The sequence below is a fragment of the Avibacterium volantium genome, assembly GCF_049366555.1.
Classification (GTDB): Bacteria; Pseudomonadota; Gammaproteobacteria; order Enterobacterales; family Pasteurellaceae; genus Avibacterium; species Avibacterium volantium_A.
On the sequence record NZ_JBMMGT010000004.1, the window covers coordinates 1 to 16,504 of the forward strand.

Consider the following 16,504-nt stretch of genomic DNA (forward strand, 5'->3'; position numbering starts at 1 on the left):
TCTAATCCTGTTCTGTAAATTTTATTGCCAGCTTATTTACTTCTTTATTAAAAATGTTGGACTAAAATATTATGGGCGTTAAGGTCTGTTTGGCAGATTTGTCGATTATGGTAACTGGCGAAGTAATTCGGCATATTTGTTTATATGTAATACTTAAGCCGATTATAAATGAATTTTTTAAAAATGCTCTGCTCCTGAAGTATCAAGAGCAGAGCAAAGAGCGGTGCTTTTTCTACAAATTTTTATTTTTGATAGAAATACAACCCTTGGAATGGTTCAAGGGTAAGCTGGTTTACCACTTGTGGCTGGCTGGCTTGGATATGGCTGTTTTCAAGCAATGCCCATTTCTGATTTAGCAAATTCGCAGGAAGTTCAATTTGTTGTGGCTTACCCGTTAAATTGGCTAAAACTAACAATTTTTCCTCCGCACTTTCACGCAGATAAGCCCATACATCAGGTGAAGTTGGGTTGAGATCTTGATAGCTTCCCTCAATGAAAATCGGATATTGCTTACGCAAGGCGATGAGGCGTTGATAAGTGTAAAATACCGATTGTTCATCTGCCAGCGCTTGTTCCACATTAATCTCTGCACGTCCAACGCCAATCCAAGGCTCAACCTGGCTGAAACCGCAATAACGGCTGTTATCCCATTGCATTGGGGTACGGCTGTTGTCGCGCGATTTTTGTGCCAAAATTTTCATTAATAGATCTTCGTCCATTCCCTGTTCACGCAGTTCGGCGAACATATTTAGGCTTTCTACATCACGATATTGGCTGATTTCGGTGAAATTTGGATTGGTCATTCCGATTTCTTCGCCTTGATAAATATAAGGTGTGCCTTCCATTCCGTGTAGTACCATTGCGAGCATTTTAGCGGACTGCTGATGCCATTTGCCCTCATCACCAAAACGGGAAACAATGCGTGGCTGATCGTGGTTGCACCAAAAGAGCGCATTCCACGCTTTGCCGTGCATTCCTTGCTGCCAATAATTAAAAATTTGCTTTAACTCCACAAAATCTGGCTTGGCGTGCGTCCATTTTTCGCCATTTGGATAATCCACTTTTAGATGATGGAAATTAAAGGTCATTGATAATTCTGAACCTTGATTGTTGGCATATTGCTGACAATGTTCAAGGCTTGTGGAGGACATTTCGCCCACCGTCATCAGGTTACGCGGTTGGAACACTTCACGGCTTAATTCTTGCATAAATTCGTGAATGCGTGGGCCATCAGTATAGAAACGGCGGCCATCACCTTGATTATCACTAGGAAAATCTTGGTTTTTGGAAACCAGATTGATCACGTCTAAACGCAAGCCGTCCACGCCTTTGTCCGCCCAGAAATGACAAATTTTTTGTAATTCTGACCGCACTTGTGGATTTTCCCAATTCAGATCCGCCTGTTCCGTGGCGAAAAGGTGCAAATAATGTTTGCCAACACGCTCATTCCATTTCCACGCATTGCCGCCAAATTTAGAACGCCAATTATTCGGCGGCATCGTGGCATCATCACCACGCCAAATATAAAATTGATGATAAGGGCTTTGCGGATCTTGCGCTGCTTTGAACCATTGATGCTCCGTTGAAGTGTGGTTAAACACCATATCCATAATGATACGGATATTGCGCTGATGCGCTTGCTCAACCAGCTGTTCAAAATCTTGCATTGTGCCGTAAGTGGGATCAATGGCGCAATAATCGGCTACGTCATAGCCATTATCCACCTGTGGCGATACATAAATTGGCGTGATCCAAATGGCATCGATGCCCAGTTTTTGCAGATAATCTAAACGCTGAATAATGCCTTGCAAATCGCCAATGCCGTTGCCTGTGGTATCTTGGAAACTTTTCGGATAAATCTGATAAATTACCCCATTTTTCCACCATTGCGGACGAGATTGCGTAGGCGAAAGTGCGGTGTTTTTTTCTGTCATTTTTTCACCCTTATTCTGGAAGCGTGCCATTCGCTGCACGGCGTTTATACACGATCATTGTTAAAATCAATGGCACAACCACGGCCACCACCATCGCTAAAGCAAATACGCCCCAGAACGGTAATTGAATGGAAAGAATACCTGGCAAACCACCCACACCGATACTGTTTGCCAACACGCCATTTAAGCCGCAGATTAAGCCAGCAAAGGCAGAACCAATCATTGCACAAAGCATCGGGAAGCGGTATTTCAAGTTGATCCCATACATTGCCGGCTCGGTTACACCAAGATAAGCGGAAATGGTTGCAGGCACGGAAATTTCACGCTCATTGGCTTTTTTGCTCACAATCACAATGGCTAACACAGCTGAAGCTTGCGCGATGTTAGAAAGCGCGATCATCGGCCAAACAGGCGTACCGCCAATGTTTTGGATCATTTGCATATCAATCGCAAGGGTGGTTTGATGCACACCGGTGATCACCAATGGGGCATAAAGGAAGCCAAATAATGTCGCGCCAATCGGGGCGAAGCTACCGGTTAATCCTGCACGCACCACATAGGCCACGCCATTACCAATTTCACGACCAATCGGCCCGATAATAGAATGAGCAAGGAACACCGCGATGATTAATGAGGTGACAGGCACGATCACTAAATTTAATGACGCAGGCACAATGCGACGTAAGCGGGTTTCGATCCAACCTAAAGCAAGACCAGCCAAAATAGATGGAATCACCTGTGCTTGATAGCCCACTTTATCAATGCTAAACCAACCGAAATCCCACATTTCAGGAATTTTAGAGCCGAGATCATAAGAATTCATTAATTGTGGTGAAACAAGCGTAACGCCAAGGACGATCCCCAAAATTGGCGAACCACCCATTTTTTTCACTGTGGACCAACAAATTCCCACGGGTAAATAGAAGAAAATCGCCTCACCAATTAACCATAGGAAAGAATGGATTGTCGCCCACATCGGGTGGGTTTGCACCAAGGTTTTGCCGTCAAACATTGGAATATCACCAATCACATTGCGGAAACCTAAAATCAAACCACCACTAATTAAGGCAGGGAGAAGCGGAATGAAAATCTCGGCAAAATGCGAGATAAGTTGTTCATACCATTTCATATTTTGGCGTGCAGCCACTTTCGCTTGTTCTTTATTCGCTTCAGAAATTTGCGTTTGTTTCACTAATTCTTGGTAATAAAGATCCACTTCAGGCCCAATCACCACCTGAAACTGCCCCGCATTGGTAAAACAACCTTTTACCATCGGCAAGGATTCAATGCCTTTCACATCGGCAATTTCAGGCTGATTTAACACAAAACGCAAACGCGTAATACAATGCGTTGCTGTCGCAATATTCTCCTTCCCACCAATTAACTGGATTAATTGCGTGATATATTGAGGATTAATTTTCTTTGCCATAATTTTTCCTTTCTTCTGAAAAATGTTCGTGCGTATCTTACGCCTTTTTATTTTTTCCTCAATGGGAACGTTCCCAATCTGTGATCTAAATCACATATTTAGATGAAAAATAGGGCAGTGATAAGATAAAAGGAAAATCAAGCAAAAGTGCGGTGGGAAATTTGGGGATTTTTGTAGTGAATACTTGGCAAAAGTAGATAAAAGAATGATATAATACGCACCGTTTTTCGATTGATGAAGAATAAGATGATTTAGATTTTATCCGTTGTTCTGGTATAAGGGCAGGGGAGAATAAAGGAAGAAAATTGGTTAAATATTGCTCAATTCAGTACCTAGCTCTTCAACACATTGTCATTTTCTTGAAAGGTATTTCTAACCTATTGAGTCAAAAAGAAAAAATCATCATCCGCAGTCGAAAGACATTGCCCTGTACGAAAGGGATTAAGACTAGCGTCCGTAGTTTTTACCTGTGATGCTAATGCCAGTCGAAAGATATAGCCCTGTCTGAAAGGGATCGTCAAAAAAAGAATAGTCTTAGAATGGGATTTTAGGAATAGTTACCAAAAACACTAAACCAACCCACAATCAATACAACTCGCCTTAATTTCTCTGTTTTCTAACAAATCAAATAATTGTTTGACGGCTTGTTTGCCAGCGGTGGTGAAGCCGAGATCCACGCTTAGGGTTTGAGGGAAAAGGAATCGCAATAGAGGGGTGTTGCCGATGCCTGCAACGCTGATGTGAGTGATGTGATGTTCTTGCAGCCATTTTACCACGCCGATTGCTAAGGTGTCGGTGGCGCAGACAATGGCGGAAATTCGCGAAAAATCCACCGCACTTGCTAATTGGTAAGCGCTGTCGTAGCTCAGCTCACCCAGCATAGCATTTGGGGTAAGCTGATGATCTTGACAAAAGCGAAGATAGGCTTGATGACGCAAGTAACCTGTTGTCATATCGCTTTCTTGCACCCCCAGATAAGCAATTTTTTGATGACCTTGCTGTAGCAGTTTTTCTAGTAAGAGCGTTACGGCGCGTTGTTCATCATAATAGACGCAAGAAAATTGTGAATAATGGCGTGCAATAACCACTATTTTTTTTTCCCAACCTTGCAAATCTTGTTCTTCTAAGCCTGAAAAGGCAAATAAAATCACGCCATCAACACGGCGCTGTTGGAAGAACTTGAGATGTTCCTGCAAGCGGTGCATTTCCATTTGGCTTTCCACAATAATCGGCTCGCAATTTGCTGCGTAGAGTAGGGGGAGCATTGCAGAAAGGGCTTGGTTTTCCGCATTGGAACTTAAGCGCGTAACGATAATGCCAATCATTGGGTTGCCTTGTCCACGCATTGCCCGTGCAGATTGAGAAGGGGTGAAGTTATGGGCTTGAATAATGGCTTGAATTTTCTCGCGCGTTTCGGCACTCACCTTGCTATCTTGATTTAACACGCGGGAAACCGTGGATTTCCCCACGCCAGCCAAGGCAGCAATATCTTTAATCGTGAGTTTTTTTGCCATTATTCAATCCTGTGAATGGGGTAATATCCTAACTATTCAAGTGCGGTGCTTTTTTGCAAAATTTTCATTTCGTGATGATGAAACTGTTGCACTAAATCCGCCACGTTTTTGCCATCTGGCAAGGTTAAGTTAGGCGCAATATCATACAACGGCACGATCACAAATTCGCGATGTTGCATATCATAATGGGGGACGGTTAAGCGTTCAGACTGAATAATTTCATCACCGTAAAGCAGAATATCCAAATCCAAGGTGCGTTCGCCCCAACGGCGCAGCCGCACGCGTCCTTGTTCTTGCTCAATGCGTTGTAATTGATCGAGCAAATCCAATGGAGCTAATGCCGTGGTTAAGCAAGCAACTGCATTCACATAATCAGGTTGATCCTGTGGCCCAAGAGGCTTGCTTTGATAAAAATGGCTAACTGCCACCAGTTGCGAATGGGGCAGTTGTTGTAACGCTTGCAGTGCGTTTTCTAGCTGTTGCACAGGGGTAGCTAAATTGCTACCTAAAGCGATATAAACCTGTTTCATTGTGCGGTTGGCTCTTTCTGCGTTTTACGTTTTCTTGGGCGATAACGTTTTTTCTTTGGCGTAGGGTGAAGTTTTTGATGAGCTTTCACCAAGGCGTTACGCTGTTCTTCATTGCTAAATTGATATTCGTGCCACCAAGTGGCTAACTCAATGGCTTCGCCGCCTTCCACTTGTGCGCGCATTGCTAGCAAATCAAAGGCCGCGCGGAATTTCGGGTATGCCATTACACGCATTGGCGCGTTTCCATTGCGTTTTAGCAGCTGTAATTGTAAGAACCAAATATCACGAATTACCCCCGTATGGCGGCGTGGCGCAGCAAGGCTTGTGGCAAGCTGTTCAAGAATTTCATTGCTGGCTAAGGCGTAAGCATCGTGATTATTCAAGCCGCCTTCATTTTTCAGCACTTCCACTTTTTCTCTTAATGGATACCAGAAGAAGCAAGCAAACAAAAAGGCAGGATTAATGCGCAGTTTGTCCGCGATGCGTTCATCTGTTGAAGCGAGCGAAGTTAAAATCATTCGTTCAGCAAAGCTATCTTGTTTTTCCGTGAAATAAGGCATTAGCGTTGGGAAAAGCTGATCAAACAAGCCATATTGACGCAACAAATGATAGGTTTTCACGCCATTGCCTGTTTGCAATAATTTTTGTGCTTCATCATATAAGCGAGCAGGCGGAATATTGCGTAATAGATGCGCCATTTGCTTGATTGGCGCTTCCGTTGGCTTTTCCAAAAACATATCCAATTTTGCCATAAAGCGAATGGCACGCAGCATACGCACGGGATCTTCTTGATAACGAATAACAGGATCGCCAATTAAACGCAATTTACCCGCTTTAATGTCTTCAATGCCGTTATAGAAATCACGCAAGGTGTTATCTTGTGGATTGTAATAAAGGGCATTAACGCTGAAATCACGGCGTTCTGCATCTTGTTCAAGCGTGCCGTACACATTATCACGCAACAACATTCCTTCATCGCTTTGTTTCGATTGACGTTCGTTATGGTGAACGGCGTGGTTGGCACGAAACGTGGCAACTTCAATAATATCACGTCCAAACATCACGTGAGCTAAACGGAAACGGCGGCCGATCAAACGGCACTGACGTTGAAAAATAGCTTGAATTTGTTCAGGACGCGCATTGGTGGCAACATCAAAATCTTTCGGTTTTTTATCGAGTAACAAATCACGCAAACAGCCGCCCACCACATAGGCTTCGTAACCGTTACGTTGTAATTTTTGCACCACAGTTAAGGCATTTTTGCTGATCATTCTCGGTTGAATGCCATATTGTGAAGCTTGAATAAGGTGTTTTTGATAGCGATGAGAAGATTTGCCTTGTGCTTTGCTTTCTTTCGGCTCGACATATTCTACGAAAGGCGCAGCGGGTCTAGCCTTGCTACGGCTGGATTTGGTATTTTTTTTATTTGCTCGTTTAGGCGAAACCTTTTTGGTGTTGGTTTCTTGTGTTGCATTATCTGCTTTTTTCTTAAACAGATTTTTAATTAAGGTTAAAATAGCGAACCCCTTGCTTGAAAAGCGTAAATAAAATTAATGAAAAGTGCGGTCAAAAATCACCGCACTTTTTAATTTAAGCCTGTATTTTAACAGCAAGCTAATTAGCCTACCATTTGTTTTTCACGAATTTCAGATAAGGTTTTGCAATCAATGCAAAGATCAGCTGTTGGACGTGCTTCTAAGCGGCGAATACCAATTTCAATACCGCAAGAATCGCAATAGCCGAAATCACCTGTATCGATTTTTTTCAGTGTATGCTCGATTTTTTTCATTAACTTACGTTCACGATCACGGTTGCGTAACTCTAAGCTAAATTCTTCTTCCTGTGTCGCACGGTCTGCAGGATCGGGGAAGTTTGAAGCCTCATCTTGCATATAAGCCACAGTACGAGAGGTTTCTTCTTGAATTTGAGCACGCCAAGCTTCAAGGATTTTTTTGAAGTGTAGCAGTTGCTCATCATTCATATATTCTTCACCTTCTTTCGGTTGATAGGGTTCCACTCCCGCTAAGGCTAATAAACTTAAAGAGGATTGACTCATTGTTATCTCCTAATAGTAATTCATCCATTTTAACTTAGTATAACTGACCTTATTATCACCGTAGGAATAGCAAAATTCAGCTATATTTTTGACCGCACTTTTGCGTTAAGTTAAGACTTTTCGAGGCAAGCCTAATTCCATTTCAAAATTAGGCGCTTTTTAAAGAGCGGTATAAATATCAGAAGTTTGAGAAATTAGCAAATAAATTTACGCAAGATAAAAAATTTTTACACAATAAATCTCAATTTTGCGATCCAGCTAACAAAATCTGCCTCTGTAAAATGGCGTATTATGAGCAAAAATATAAAAAAGACTAGACAACCTTTGAGTTAGGCGAGTATCTTTTAAGAATCATTTTTTAAATAAAAAGAGGGGGCAAAAATGCAAAATTTTTCATTAATAAAAACAAAAGGTTATATTGATGGTGAATATGTAGAAAATGCAGATGGGAAAACTTTTTCGGTGTTGAATCCAGCAACGCAACAAGAAATTTGCCAAGTGGCAGATTTAGGCGTGGCAGAAACGGAGCAAGCCATTTTAGCGGCGGAACAAGCGCAGAAAAAATGGAAACAGGTATTACCGAAAGAGCGAGCTAATATTTTAACCCGTTGGTATGAACTGGTGTTACAACATCAAGAAGAGCTTGCGCAAATTATTAGCTTAGAACAAGGTAAGCCCATTACTGAAAGCCGTAGCGAAGTGCTTTATGGGGCGAGTTTTATTCAATGGTTTGCGGAAGAAGCGAAGCGGATACAAGGGGATATGTTGCCCTCAGATAAAAGCAATCATCGTTTAATGGCGATGAAACAGCCTGTTGGTGTGGTGGCTGCCATTACGCCTTGGAATTTCCCGAATGCGATGATTACGCGAAAATCTGCACCAGCTTTAGCGGCAGGCTGTGCGGTGGTGTTAAAACCTGCGCCAGAAACGCCATTATCCGCCTTAGCCTTGGCAGAATTGGCAAACCAAGCAGGATTGCCAAAAGGCTTGTTGAATGTGATACCTACCACACAAGCAGGGGAAGTGGGCAAAGTGCTAACAGAAAGCCCGATTATTCGTAAATTGACCTTTACTGGCTCAACTAAGGTGGGCAAATTATTAATGGCACAATCGGCGAGTACGGTGAAAAAATTATCCTTAGAACTAGGGGGCAATGCGCCAGCGTTGGTGTTTGATGATGCAGATTTAGACAGTGCCGTAGAAGGGGTGTTTGCCTCTAAATTCCGTAACGCAGGGCAGACTTGCATTTGCACCAATCGTATTTATGTGCAAGCAGGAATTTATGAAGCCTTTGTGCAAAAATTCTGTGAAAAAGTGCAACAAATTAAACTGGGCGAAGCCAATCAACCAAATGTAACAATGGGGCCTTTAATCCGCCAAAGTGCTGTGGAAAAAGTACAACGTCACATTGATGATGCGTTGCAAAAAGGCGCTAAACTGGTGCTTGGTGGTAAACCTGCAGATCTTGGCGGAACATTTTTCCAACCTACCGTTTTAAAAGATGTTAATCAAACAATGTTAGTCGCCAAAGAAGAAACTTTTGCGCCTTTAGCACCGATTTTTAAATTTGAAACGGAAGAACAAGCCATTGCAATGGCAAATGACACGGAATTCGGCTTGGCGGCTTATTTCTTCACGCAAAATATTAACCGTATTTGGCGCGTGTCAGAAGCCTTAGAATATGGCATTGTAGGAATTAACGAAGGCTTGGTGACCAACGAATTTGCCCCATTTGGCGGCGTGAAAGAATCTGGTATTGGGCGCGAAGGCTCACATTACGGCATTGATGAATTTTTAGAGCTGAAATACCTTTGTTTAGGCATAAAATAAATAGGCTAAAGATAAAATAAAAAATAAGGGGCTGTGTCGCCCCTTTTTTATACCATTAAATTTACAAATAATCGTTAAGTTTGTTATAGAACTGCATTATGTAGTTTTATTGGACATTGGTGAAAGTATATAAATAAACTGAGACGTTATCTATTTATAGTATGTTGAAATGAGTGTAATAGTTTGATTTAACATATTTTATTTATTTTTGTTGACAACCGTTTTTTTTTTTTAGAATAGGGAAGATTTTAGTTTATTTTCATCTGATAGGGATTTTATGACTCATTTCGGTTTTCCTCTCGAAACAATTCTTGTCTTTTTTGGTGTAATTGCACTGTCTGTTTATTTAGATTTATTTGCTCATCGTCATAGCAAGGAAATTAGCGTAAAAGACGCCGCACTTTGGTCCGTCTTTTGGATAGGATTAGCACTTTGCTTTTATGTTTATCTATGGTTACGCTTTGATGCAGAGTGGGCAGATTTATATCTTGCAGGTTATGTATTAGAAAAGAGTTTATCTGTTGATAATTTAATGGTCTTTGTCGCCATTTTTGCTTCTTTTGGTATTACAGGAAGACTTCAACATCGTATTCTTTATTGGGGCATTATCGGCGCATTAATTTTCCGTGCTATTTTTGTTGTAATCGGAACAGGGTTGTTTGCTGCTAGTCCTTGGGTAGGGTTTGGTTTTGCTGCTTTTGTGATTTGGAGTGGATGGAAAATGCTTAAAAGTGGCGGTGATGATGAGGAAGAGATTGAAGATTATTCAAATCACTGGAGTGTACGTTGGACAGGGAAGCTTATGCCAATTTATACCAAGCTTTTTAGCGATCGTTTTTTGCTTAATCACTCTGAAATGAGTACGGAACAGATTGCCTCAACAACCCGTAAGGGCACTAAATATTTAACTCCTGCTTTTCTCTGTTTGATTGCAATTGAAACTTCTGATGTGGCTTTTGCTTTTGACTCTGTACCAGCGGTAATTGCTGTAACGCAAGAGCCTTTATTGGTTTATGCAGCAATGATTTTTGCTATTCTTGGTTTGCGTAGCCTTTATTTTATTTTGGCAACGTTAACTAAATATCTTGTCCATCTTGAAAAAGCGATTATTGCGCTATTGTTCTTTATCGGTATCAAAATGGCTATTCAATCTTGGAATCATGCTGTGAGTGATACGGGTATTCATATTTCACCAAACGCTAGTTTATTTATCGTTCTAGGTACTTTAGCAATCGGTGTAATTGCCTCATTTATCTTCCCTGAGAAAGAAGAACAGGAGTAAAAAATGTTAGTAAAAAAACTCGTTTTAACAGTATGTAGTTTATTGGCTAGTGTTGCAATAGCAAACCAGCATTATACTGCGCCACCAATAAGTTCGACTTATGGACATGTGCCTGTTATTAGTGATGAACAAATGGAAAAATGCGTGGAAATTTATAATCAGGCTAAATGGTTAGGCGAAGAATTGCAAAATACTTATGTTAATCAGTATTCTCAAGCTTCTGTTGATAGTTATAACAATAAAGTTAGCCAACATCAGAATATGATTACTTGGTTTAATCAAAATTGCGCGGGTAAACAATCTCGTTCAGCTTGTGAAGCTGCACAAGAATTAAATCGCAAAAATGGTATTGAAACACAAAGTTGCTATTAGCTGATGAACCAGTTTTAAAAAATCAAAGTTCGATCAATCTAACTCTATTTCATTACAGAAATCTTAATTAGGAGAGAATTATGCGTCGTTTACCTGTTTATTTATTAGTAGATACCTCAGGCTCAATGATGGGAGAGGCAATTGAAGCAGTGCGCAATGGTTTGCAAATGTTGGTTTCCGCGTTGCGCCAAGATCCTTATGCATTGGAAACTGCTTATCTATCAGTGATTACTTTTGATACAAATGCGAAACAAGTTACACCGTTAACGGAATTAATGAGTTTTCAAATGCCCGATATTCAGGTTTCAGGGGTTACTGCAATGGGGGAGGCACTAAGCTTATTGGCAGATTGTATTAATAGAGAAGTTCAGAAAGGTTCAGCGGAAGTTAAGGGCGATTGGAAGCCAGTTGTATTCTTACTTTCAGATGGTTTGCCGACAGATGATTTACAAAAAGGGATCAATGCTATTCGCCAAGTTAAAACAGGAACGTTTGTGGCTTGTGCTGCTGGTGCTGGGGCTGATACTAATGTGTTAAAACAAATTACAGAAACAGTAGTTTCCCTTGATACCGCAGATGCAAATTCTATTAAAGCTTTCTTTAAATGGGTATCAGCCTCTATTTCTGTTTCAAGTCAAAAAGTGGATTTGAATAAGAAAGAGGTTAATGGCTTAAATGAATTGCCTCCACCGCCAGCAGAATTAAATATTGTACTATAAATTGAGTAGATGGAATTTCTCCGTCTAGTATCTATTACTCTAGCTTGTAAACGTTAAATTATGTCTAGACGACTTCTCACTTATATTTGTATTGACACGTCAGGTTCAATGAAAGGGGAGCCGATTGAAGCGGTAAATGTTGGTTTACAATCACTGTTATCGGCGTTGCGTCAAAATCCTTACGCACTGGATAGTGTTTATCTCTCGATTTTCACCTTTGATAGTGAAATCAAAAACGTGCTTCCTTTAACCGCGCTTGAAGATGTAACACTTCCAACTATAAGTACTCCAGACAGTGGCCCAACTTTCTTGGGGAGGATGTTAGAAGAACTTGTAAGTGCGGTGCAAAAAGAACAAATTTTAGGATCAACCGTTCAAAAAGGAGATTGGCGACCTATTTTAATTTTACTTACCGATGGTAAGCCTTCAGATGTGATGGCATACAATAATGCTATACCACAGATCAAATCCTTGAATTTCGGTAATATTGTTGCTTGTGCTGCAGGTCCCAAAGCTGATCCAAATGTACTTAAGAAACTCACCGATACAGTTGTTTCGCTAGATACGATGGATTCAAATAGCTTTGCTCAATTTTTCCAATGGGTTTCTGCTTCGGTTGCTCAAACTAGCGTGAGTGTTGGTGTATCAACAAGCAATACATTGCCACCTCCCCCAAATGAAATCAATATTGTTTTTTAAGGAATAGTTATGCGCCGTTTACCTGTTTATCTTGTGATTGATATTTCTGAAAGTATGGCGGGTGAAAATATTCGTCAAATGCAAGAGGGAATGAGTCGATTGGTTAGCCAATTAAGACGAGATCCTTATGCGTTAGAGTCTGTTTATATTTCTGTTATCGGTTTTGCTGGTGCTGCAGGTACGCTTGCACCACTCACGGAGTTGATAAATTTCTATTTGCCACGTCTACCTATTGGTTCTGGCACATCTATTGGTACAGCATTAAATCATGTAATGGATCGCATTGATAAAGAGGTTATTCCTAGTACAACTGAACAAAAAGGAGATTGGAAACCTTCGGTTTATTTTATGTCTGATGGCTCTAGCACAGATGACATAAGCAAAGCTATTCAGCGCTGGAAATCATTATTTAAACATCGTGCAAAATTAATCAATATAGGAATTGGTAAGTATTCGGATTTATCTACGCTTGATGAAGTGGCCGATCTTACATATCGTTTAGATGATGCAGATATTGAGCGTGTTTATCAAGCATTATGCGAAACTATTGCTACTTCAATTAGTAGTCAAAGCCGTTCACTTGGTATTGAAATCCCAGTGTTGCTTAGTAAAGAACTTTTGGAAAATAGTGCCATTTCATTAGCTAAAAATACTGAAGAATTAACCGCTCTTGATGAGAATTATGCCATTATTGCGGGTCTTTGCCGTAAAGTAAAATTGCCTTATTTAATGAAATGGGAGCGTTTTGGTGAAGTGATATTTGGTGATGCTGAATATCATTATATTGGTGCTTATCCTCTTGAGAAAGATTATGAAGATTGGTCAGATCCTCGTCCTAATAATCAAACAGTAAAATCTTCGCAACTGATTGGTGGAGGTGGTTGTCCTCATTGTGGCTCGCCATTTGCATTTGCAATGTGTGATTGCGGACAAGTTTTTTGTATTGATGGATTAGGTGAGGTAGTTTGTCCTAAATGTGGGCAAGAATGCTTTTTTTGTTTTGATTCTGAAGGCGATGATTTTGAAATTAATCGAGCAAGGGGATAGTGATGAGCGCATTGGAGCAAATTCAGAAAATTAAATCTTGGCTGGAGGAGATGGATGAAGAAAGCATAGATGCTTTTTCTACTCAGAATGCCACCTTAGTTAAGCTTGTTAGCGAAACCTTTATCAATTTTCGCCAAGGAATAGAAAACGTGAAAGTTATAATGCCAACAGAATCTACAGTCATACAAAAAATAATGCCAGTTATTCAACTTGTGAACGCCAAACAAGATGAGACCTATCTTTGCAAGCCAAATACAGATCTTTTAATTAAAGATGTTCATTTCTCACAAGAATGTGGTTTGCGTTGGAATGCTGAACAAAAAGTGATTGAAGGGATACCGAAAGTAAGTGGAGAAATTCAAGTTTCTTTCTTATTGGAAGATGGCTCTACCTCGTTGGGTGCACTTTGGATCAACCCAGACCCTAGAAAACTTTGGGATAACATTCCTAGTAACAAAAATGAACGTTTTTGGAAAGCGGATAGTGCAAGTGATGAGATCTCAACAAATTTTGGCAAATTATTAGCAGCAAGAATACGTGGACGTTCTCATGCACATAAAGGTATATGTTGCGATGATGATTTTACGATTGCTTTTCACGATAAAAGTGGTGTGCATTTTATTGCTGTTGCAGATGGAGCTGGCAGCGCAGAATTTTCTAGGTTAGGTTCAAAATTGGCGGTAGAAGCTGCAAAAGAAAAGGTGCTAGAGCAGCTGACGAACAATGATAAATATCAGGTAATATCCTATTCTTTTGAAATGGATAAGTTAAAAGGAATAGCAAATGGACTATTATTCCAAGCGGTGCAATCAGCTTTTCAAGCGCAACAAACTGAAGCGGAAAAAGAACAAATTCCATTAAAGTCGCTTTCTTGCACTTTGTTGCTAGCATTAACTTTACGTCTTAAAAATGGTCAATGGTTTACAGCTTGTTATTGGGTAGGTGATGGTGCTGCCGCTATTGTTGATTTAGGGACGCCAAAAGTGAAATTATTGGGGGAAGTTGATTCAGGTAACTATTCTGGGGAAACAGTCTTTTTAACGCATTCCGAGATTGAGGCGGAAAAATTGGTTTCTCGAATTCACACCGATTTGCAGGATTATCCACCGCTCTTGATGTTGATGACTGATGGTGTTTCTGATCCAAAGTTTAAAACGGATGCGAAATTGCAAACTATTGAGACATGGCAAGCATTATGGGAGGAATTAAAAATACCATTACAAGCTGAAAATCCTGCTAAAGCTTTAGAACAATGGTTAGATTTTTGGTCAAAAGGTGAACATGATGATCGAACGCTAGCAATGTTTATTTCACAAGATGAGTGGAATGGAATGATCAATCAACGTCAAAATGATCTTCCTAGCGAAGATTATCAAATTGCCTCATTCCCAAATAAGAATACACAAATAAGCGCCGAAGAAATAGCACAAAAAAATGTGGAAGATGATATTGGAGACAAAGTAGAGCGTACTATTAGTATGACCTCAAATGAGATTACAACAACTATTACGCTCATTAAAGCTAGCGATCAAAGAATGGATACTCAAGGAGTAAATCAATGAGTCAAATTATCCGTTTAACTGCGACCAATGGTCAAACGATAGAGTTTGTAGATGAAGTAAAAGCACAAGGTGGAATGAAAGATGTAATGTTTTCACCTAATCGAGATTATGTAGTGGCATTTTTTCGTGAAAAAGCGGATCAAGAAACCAAAGAACGCTTAGAAATGATCACGGAAACATACCGCAAACGTATTTTTGAACAAGAGGGCGGCGAATATTTGAAGAAATTATTTTGTTGGCCTACTGCGGTAGTGGAATATCAAGGTCGATTAGGGGTAGTGAGCCCTTTTTATCGAGATTGTTTTTTCTTTCAATATGGTAGTCGTAATAACGATATGTTGCAAATTAAAGGCAAAGATAAAGATGGTAAATGGTTTGCTTCAGCTTCTAATCGTAACAAATTTCTTGATCCTAAAGAACTGGGGGATTGGATGTTGCATCTGAAAGTCTGTTTGATGCTAGCTAGAGCAGTACGAAGAATGCATATGGCTGGATTAAGTCATAGTGATTTAGGTTATAAAAACTGTTTGATCGATCCGACAACAGGGCAGGCTTGTTTAATTGATATTGATGGCTTGGTTGTACCAGGTAAACATCCTCCAACAGTAGTGGGAACGCCAGATTTCATTGCGCCAGAGGTTGTTGCAACTCAGCATCTAGATAAGACAGATCCTAAACGTAGATTGCCAAGTCGCACAACAGATCTCCACGCATTAGCTGTATTGATTTATATGTATTTGCTTTATCGTCATCCTCTTCGTGGCGATAAGGTCTTTGATATGAATGATAGCCAACGGGATGAAGAGCTGGCAATGGGGGAAAAAGCGCTTTTTATTGAACATCCAACAGATAAAAGTAATCGTATTAAGGTGAAAAACCTTCGACCTACAGAATTGCCTTGGAAAGATACGGATAAGATTCCTTATAAAATTACTGGACCATATCTGAGTGCATTATTTGAGCGAGCCTTTATTTCTGATTTGCATAATCCAGCGGGAAGACCAACGGCTGATGAATGGGAACAAGCTTTGGTCAAGACTGTTGATTTATTGTAGCCATGTAGCAATCCGAAATGCGAGCAGAAATGGTATGCCTTTGATAATTCGACTAAACCGAAATGCCCATTTTGTGGCACATCACATCAGGGCGTATTACCTGTATTAAATCTCTATTCAGCAGCACCAAATGGCAGTTACCGTCCTGATAATCATCGTATTATGGTGTATGACGGGCAAGGACTTTACAAATGGCATGCGGATACGCGAGTTTTTCCAAATGAGAAACTTAAAGCATCAGATGCTCAAAGAATGGCTTATTTTCGTTTTTATCAGGGCGATTGGTGGTTGGTAAATGAACATTTTCCACAAATGATTAATATTAAAACTAAGCAACCTATTGCAATAGGTGAAAAAGTAAAATTGGAAGAAGGTGGGCAAATTTTATTGCAGCAAGGTGAAGGTGGACGTTTACTTGTCGTCCAAATAGCTGGAGCGTAAAGAGCGGTTATTTTTGAATAAATTTAATAAATAA

General features: G+C 40.3%; 13 protein-coding genes and 1 pseudogene. 8 read left to right on the forward strand and 6 right to left on the reverse strand.

Translation table 11 applies throughout. The annotated features are described in order from the left end of the window. Positions 1 to 242 precede the first annotated feature (242 nt). The 6 genes from treC to dksA form a co-directional block, all read right to left on the reverse strand. Complete coding sequence (gene treC, locus ACLS0A_RS01555) at positions 243 to 1,934, reverse strand: alpha,alpha-phosphotrehalase (RefSeq protein WP_416082135.1); 1,692 nt, start codon at positions 1,932 to 1,934, stop codon at positions 243 to 245. Positions 1,935 to 1,944: 10 nt separating this feature from the next. Further along, positions 1,945 to 3,363, reverse strand: coding sequence for a PTS trehalose transporter subunit IIBC (gene treB, locus ACLS0A_RS01560; protein ID WP_416082136.1), 1,419 nt, complete (start codon positions 3,361 to 3,363; stop codon positions 1,945 to 1,947). Positions 3,364 to 3,932: 569 nt separating this feature from the next. After that, entirely contained in the window at positions 3,933 to 4,877 is a 945-nt protein-coding gene (gene treR, locus ACLS0A_RS01565; protein ID WP_416082137.1) for a trehalose operon repressor TreR, read from the reverse strand. A gap of 32 nt (positions 4,878 to 4,909) precedes the next feature. Continuing rightward, positions 4,910 to 5,407, reverse strand: coding sequence for a 2-amino-4-hydroxy-6-hydroxymethyldihydropteridine diphosphokinase (gene folK, locus ACLS0A_RS01570; protein ID WP_416082138.1), 498 nt, complete (start codon positions 5,405 to 5,407; stop codon positions 4,910 to 4,912). Continuing rightward, entirely contained in the window at positions 5,404 to 6,711 is a 1,308-nt protein-coding gene (pcnB, locus tag ACLS0A_RS01575; protein WP_416082208.1) for a polynucleotide adenylyltransferase PcnB, read from the reverse strand. Before pcnB ends, folK begins: the two co-directional genes overlap by 4 nt. A gap of 314 nt (positions 6,712 to 7,025) precedes the next feature. Then, positions 7,026 to 7,463 (reverse strand): RNA polymerase-binding protein DksA, encoded by a 438-nt coding sequence (gene dksA / locus ACLS0A_RS01580; RefSeq protein ID WP_416082139.1) that lies wholly within the window; start codon positions 7,461 to 7,463, stop codon positions 7,026 to 7,028. A 381-nt stretch (positions 7,464 to 7,844) separates the two neighbouring features. Here dksA and ACLS0A_RS01585 point away from each other — a divergent pair, with 381 nt between their 5' ends. From ACLS0A_RS01585 to ACLS0A_RS01620, 8 genes and pseudogenes are all read left to right on the forward strand, one after another. Continuing rightward, positions 7,845 to 9,293, forward strand: a complete 1,449-nt coding sequence (locus tag ACLS0A_RS01585) for an NAD-dependent succinate-semialdehyde dehydrogenase (protein WP_416082140.1) — start codon at positions 7,845 to 7,847, stop codon at positions 9,291 to 9,293. Between the two features lie 277 nt (positions 9,294 to 9,570). Next, positions 9,571 to 10,575: a TerC family protein gene (locus ACLS0A_RS01590; protein WP_416082141.1), complete on the forward strand. Its 1,005-nt coding sequence runs from the start codon at positions 9,571 to 9,573 to the stop codon at positions 10,573 to 10,575. Between the two features lie 3 nt (positions 10,576 to 10,578). Beyond that, the gene (locus ACLS0A_RS01595; RefSeq protein WP_416082142.1) at positions 10,579 to 10,947 is read left to right on the forward strand and encodes a hypothetical protein; all 369 of its coding nucleotides are present in this window, start codon (positions 10,579 to 10,581) and stop codon (positions 10,945 to 10,947) included. 80 nt (positions 10,948 to 11,027) lie between these two features. After that, entirely contained in the window at positions 11,028 to 11,666 is a 639-nt protein-coding gene (locus ACLS0A_RS01600) for a vWA domain-containing protein (protein WP_416082143.1), read from the forward strand. 60 nt (positions 11,667 to 11,726) lie between these two features. Continuing rightward, positions 11,727 to 12,365, forward strand: coding sequence for a vWA domain-containing protein (locus ACLS0A_RS01605; protein WP_416082144.1), 639 nt, complete (start codon positions 11,727 to 11,729; stop codon positions 12,363 to 12,365). A 9-nt stretch (positions 12,366 to 12,374) separates the two neighbouring features. Continuing rightward, positions 12,375 to 13,412 carry a TerY-C metal binding domain-containing protein gene (locus ACLS0A_RS01610; protein WP_416082145.1) on the forward strand — a complete coding sequence of 346 codons (1,038 nt, stop codon included), beginning with the start codon at positions 12,375 to 12,377 and terminating at the stop codon, positions 13,410 to 13,412. A 2-nt stretch (positions 13,413 to 13,414) separates the two neighbouring features. After that, on the forward strand, positions 13,415 to 14,974 hold the full coding sequence (locus ACLS0A_RS01615; protein ID WP_416082146.1) for a PP2C family serine/threonine-protein phosphatase: 1,560 nt from the start codon (positions 13,415 to 13,417) through the stop codon (positions 14,972 to 14,974). Then, a pseudogene (locus tag ACLS0A_RS01620) lies at positions 14,971 to 16,470 on the forward strand (helix-hairpin-helix domain-containing protein). The gene ACLS0A_RS01615 and the pseudogene ACLS0A_RS01620 overlap by 4 nt, the downstream one beginning before the upstream one ends. Positions 16,471 to 16,504 lie beyond the last annotated feature (34 nt).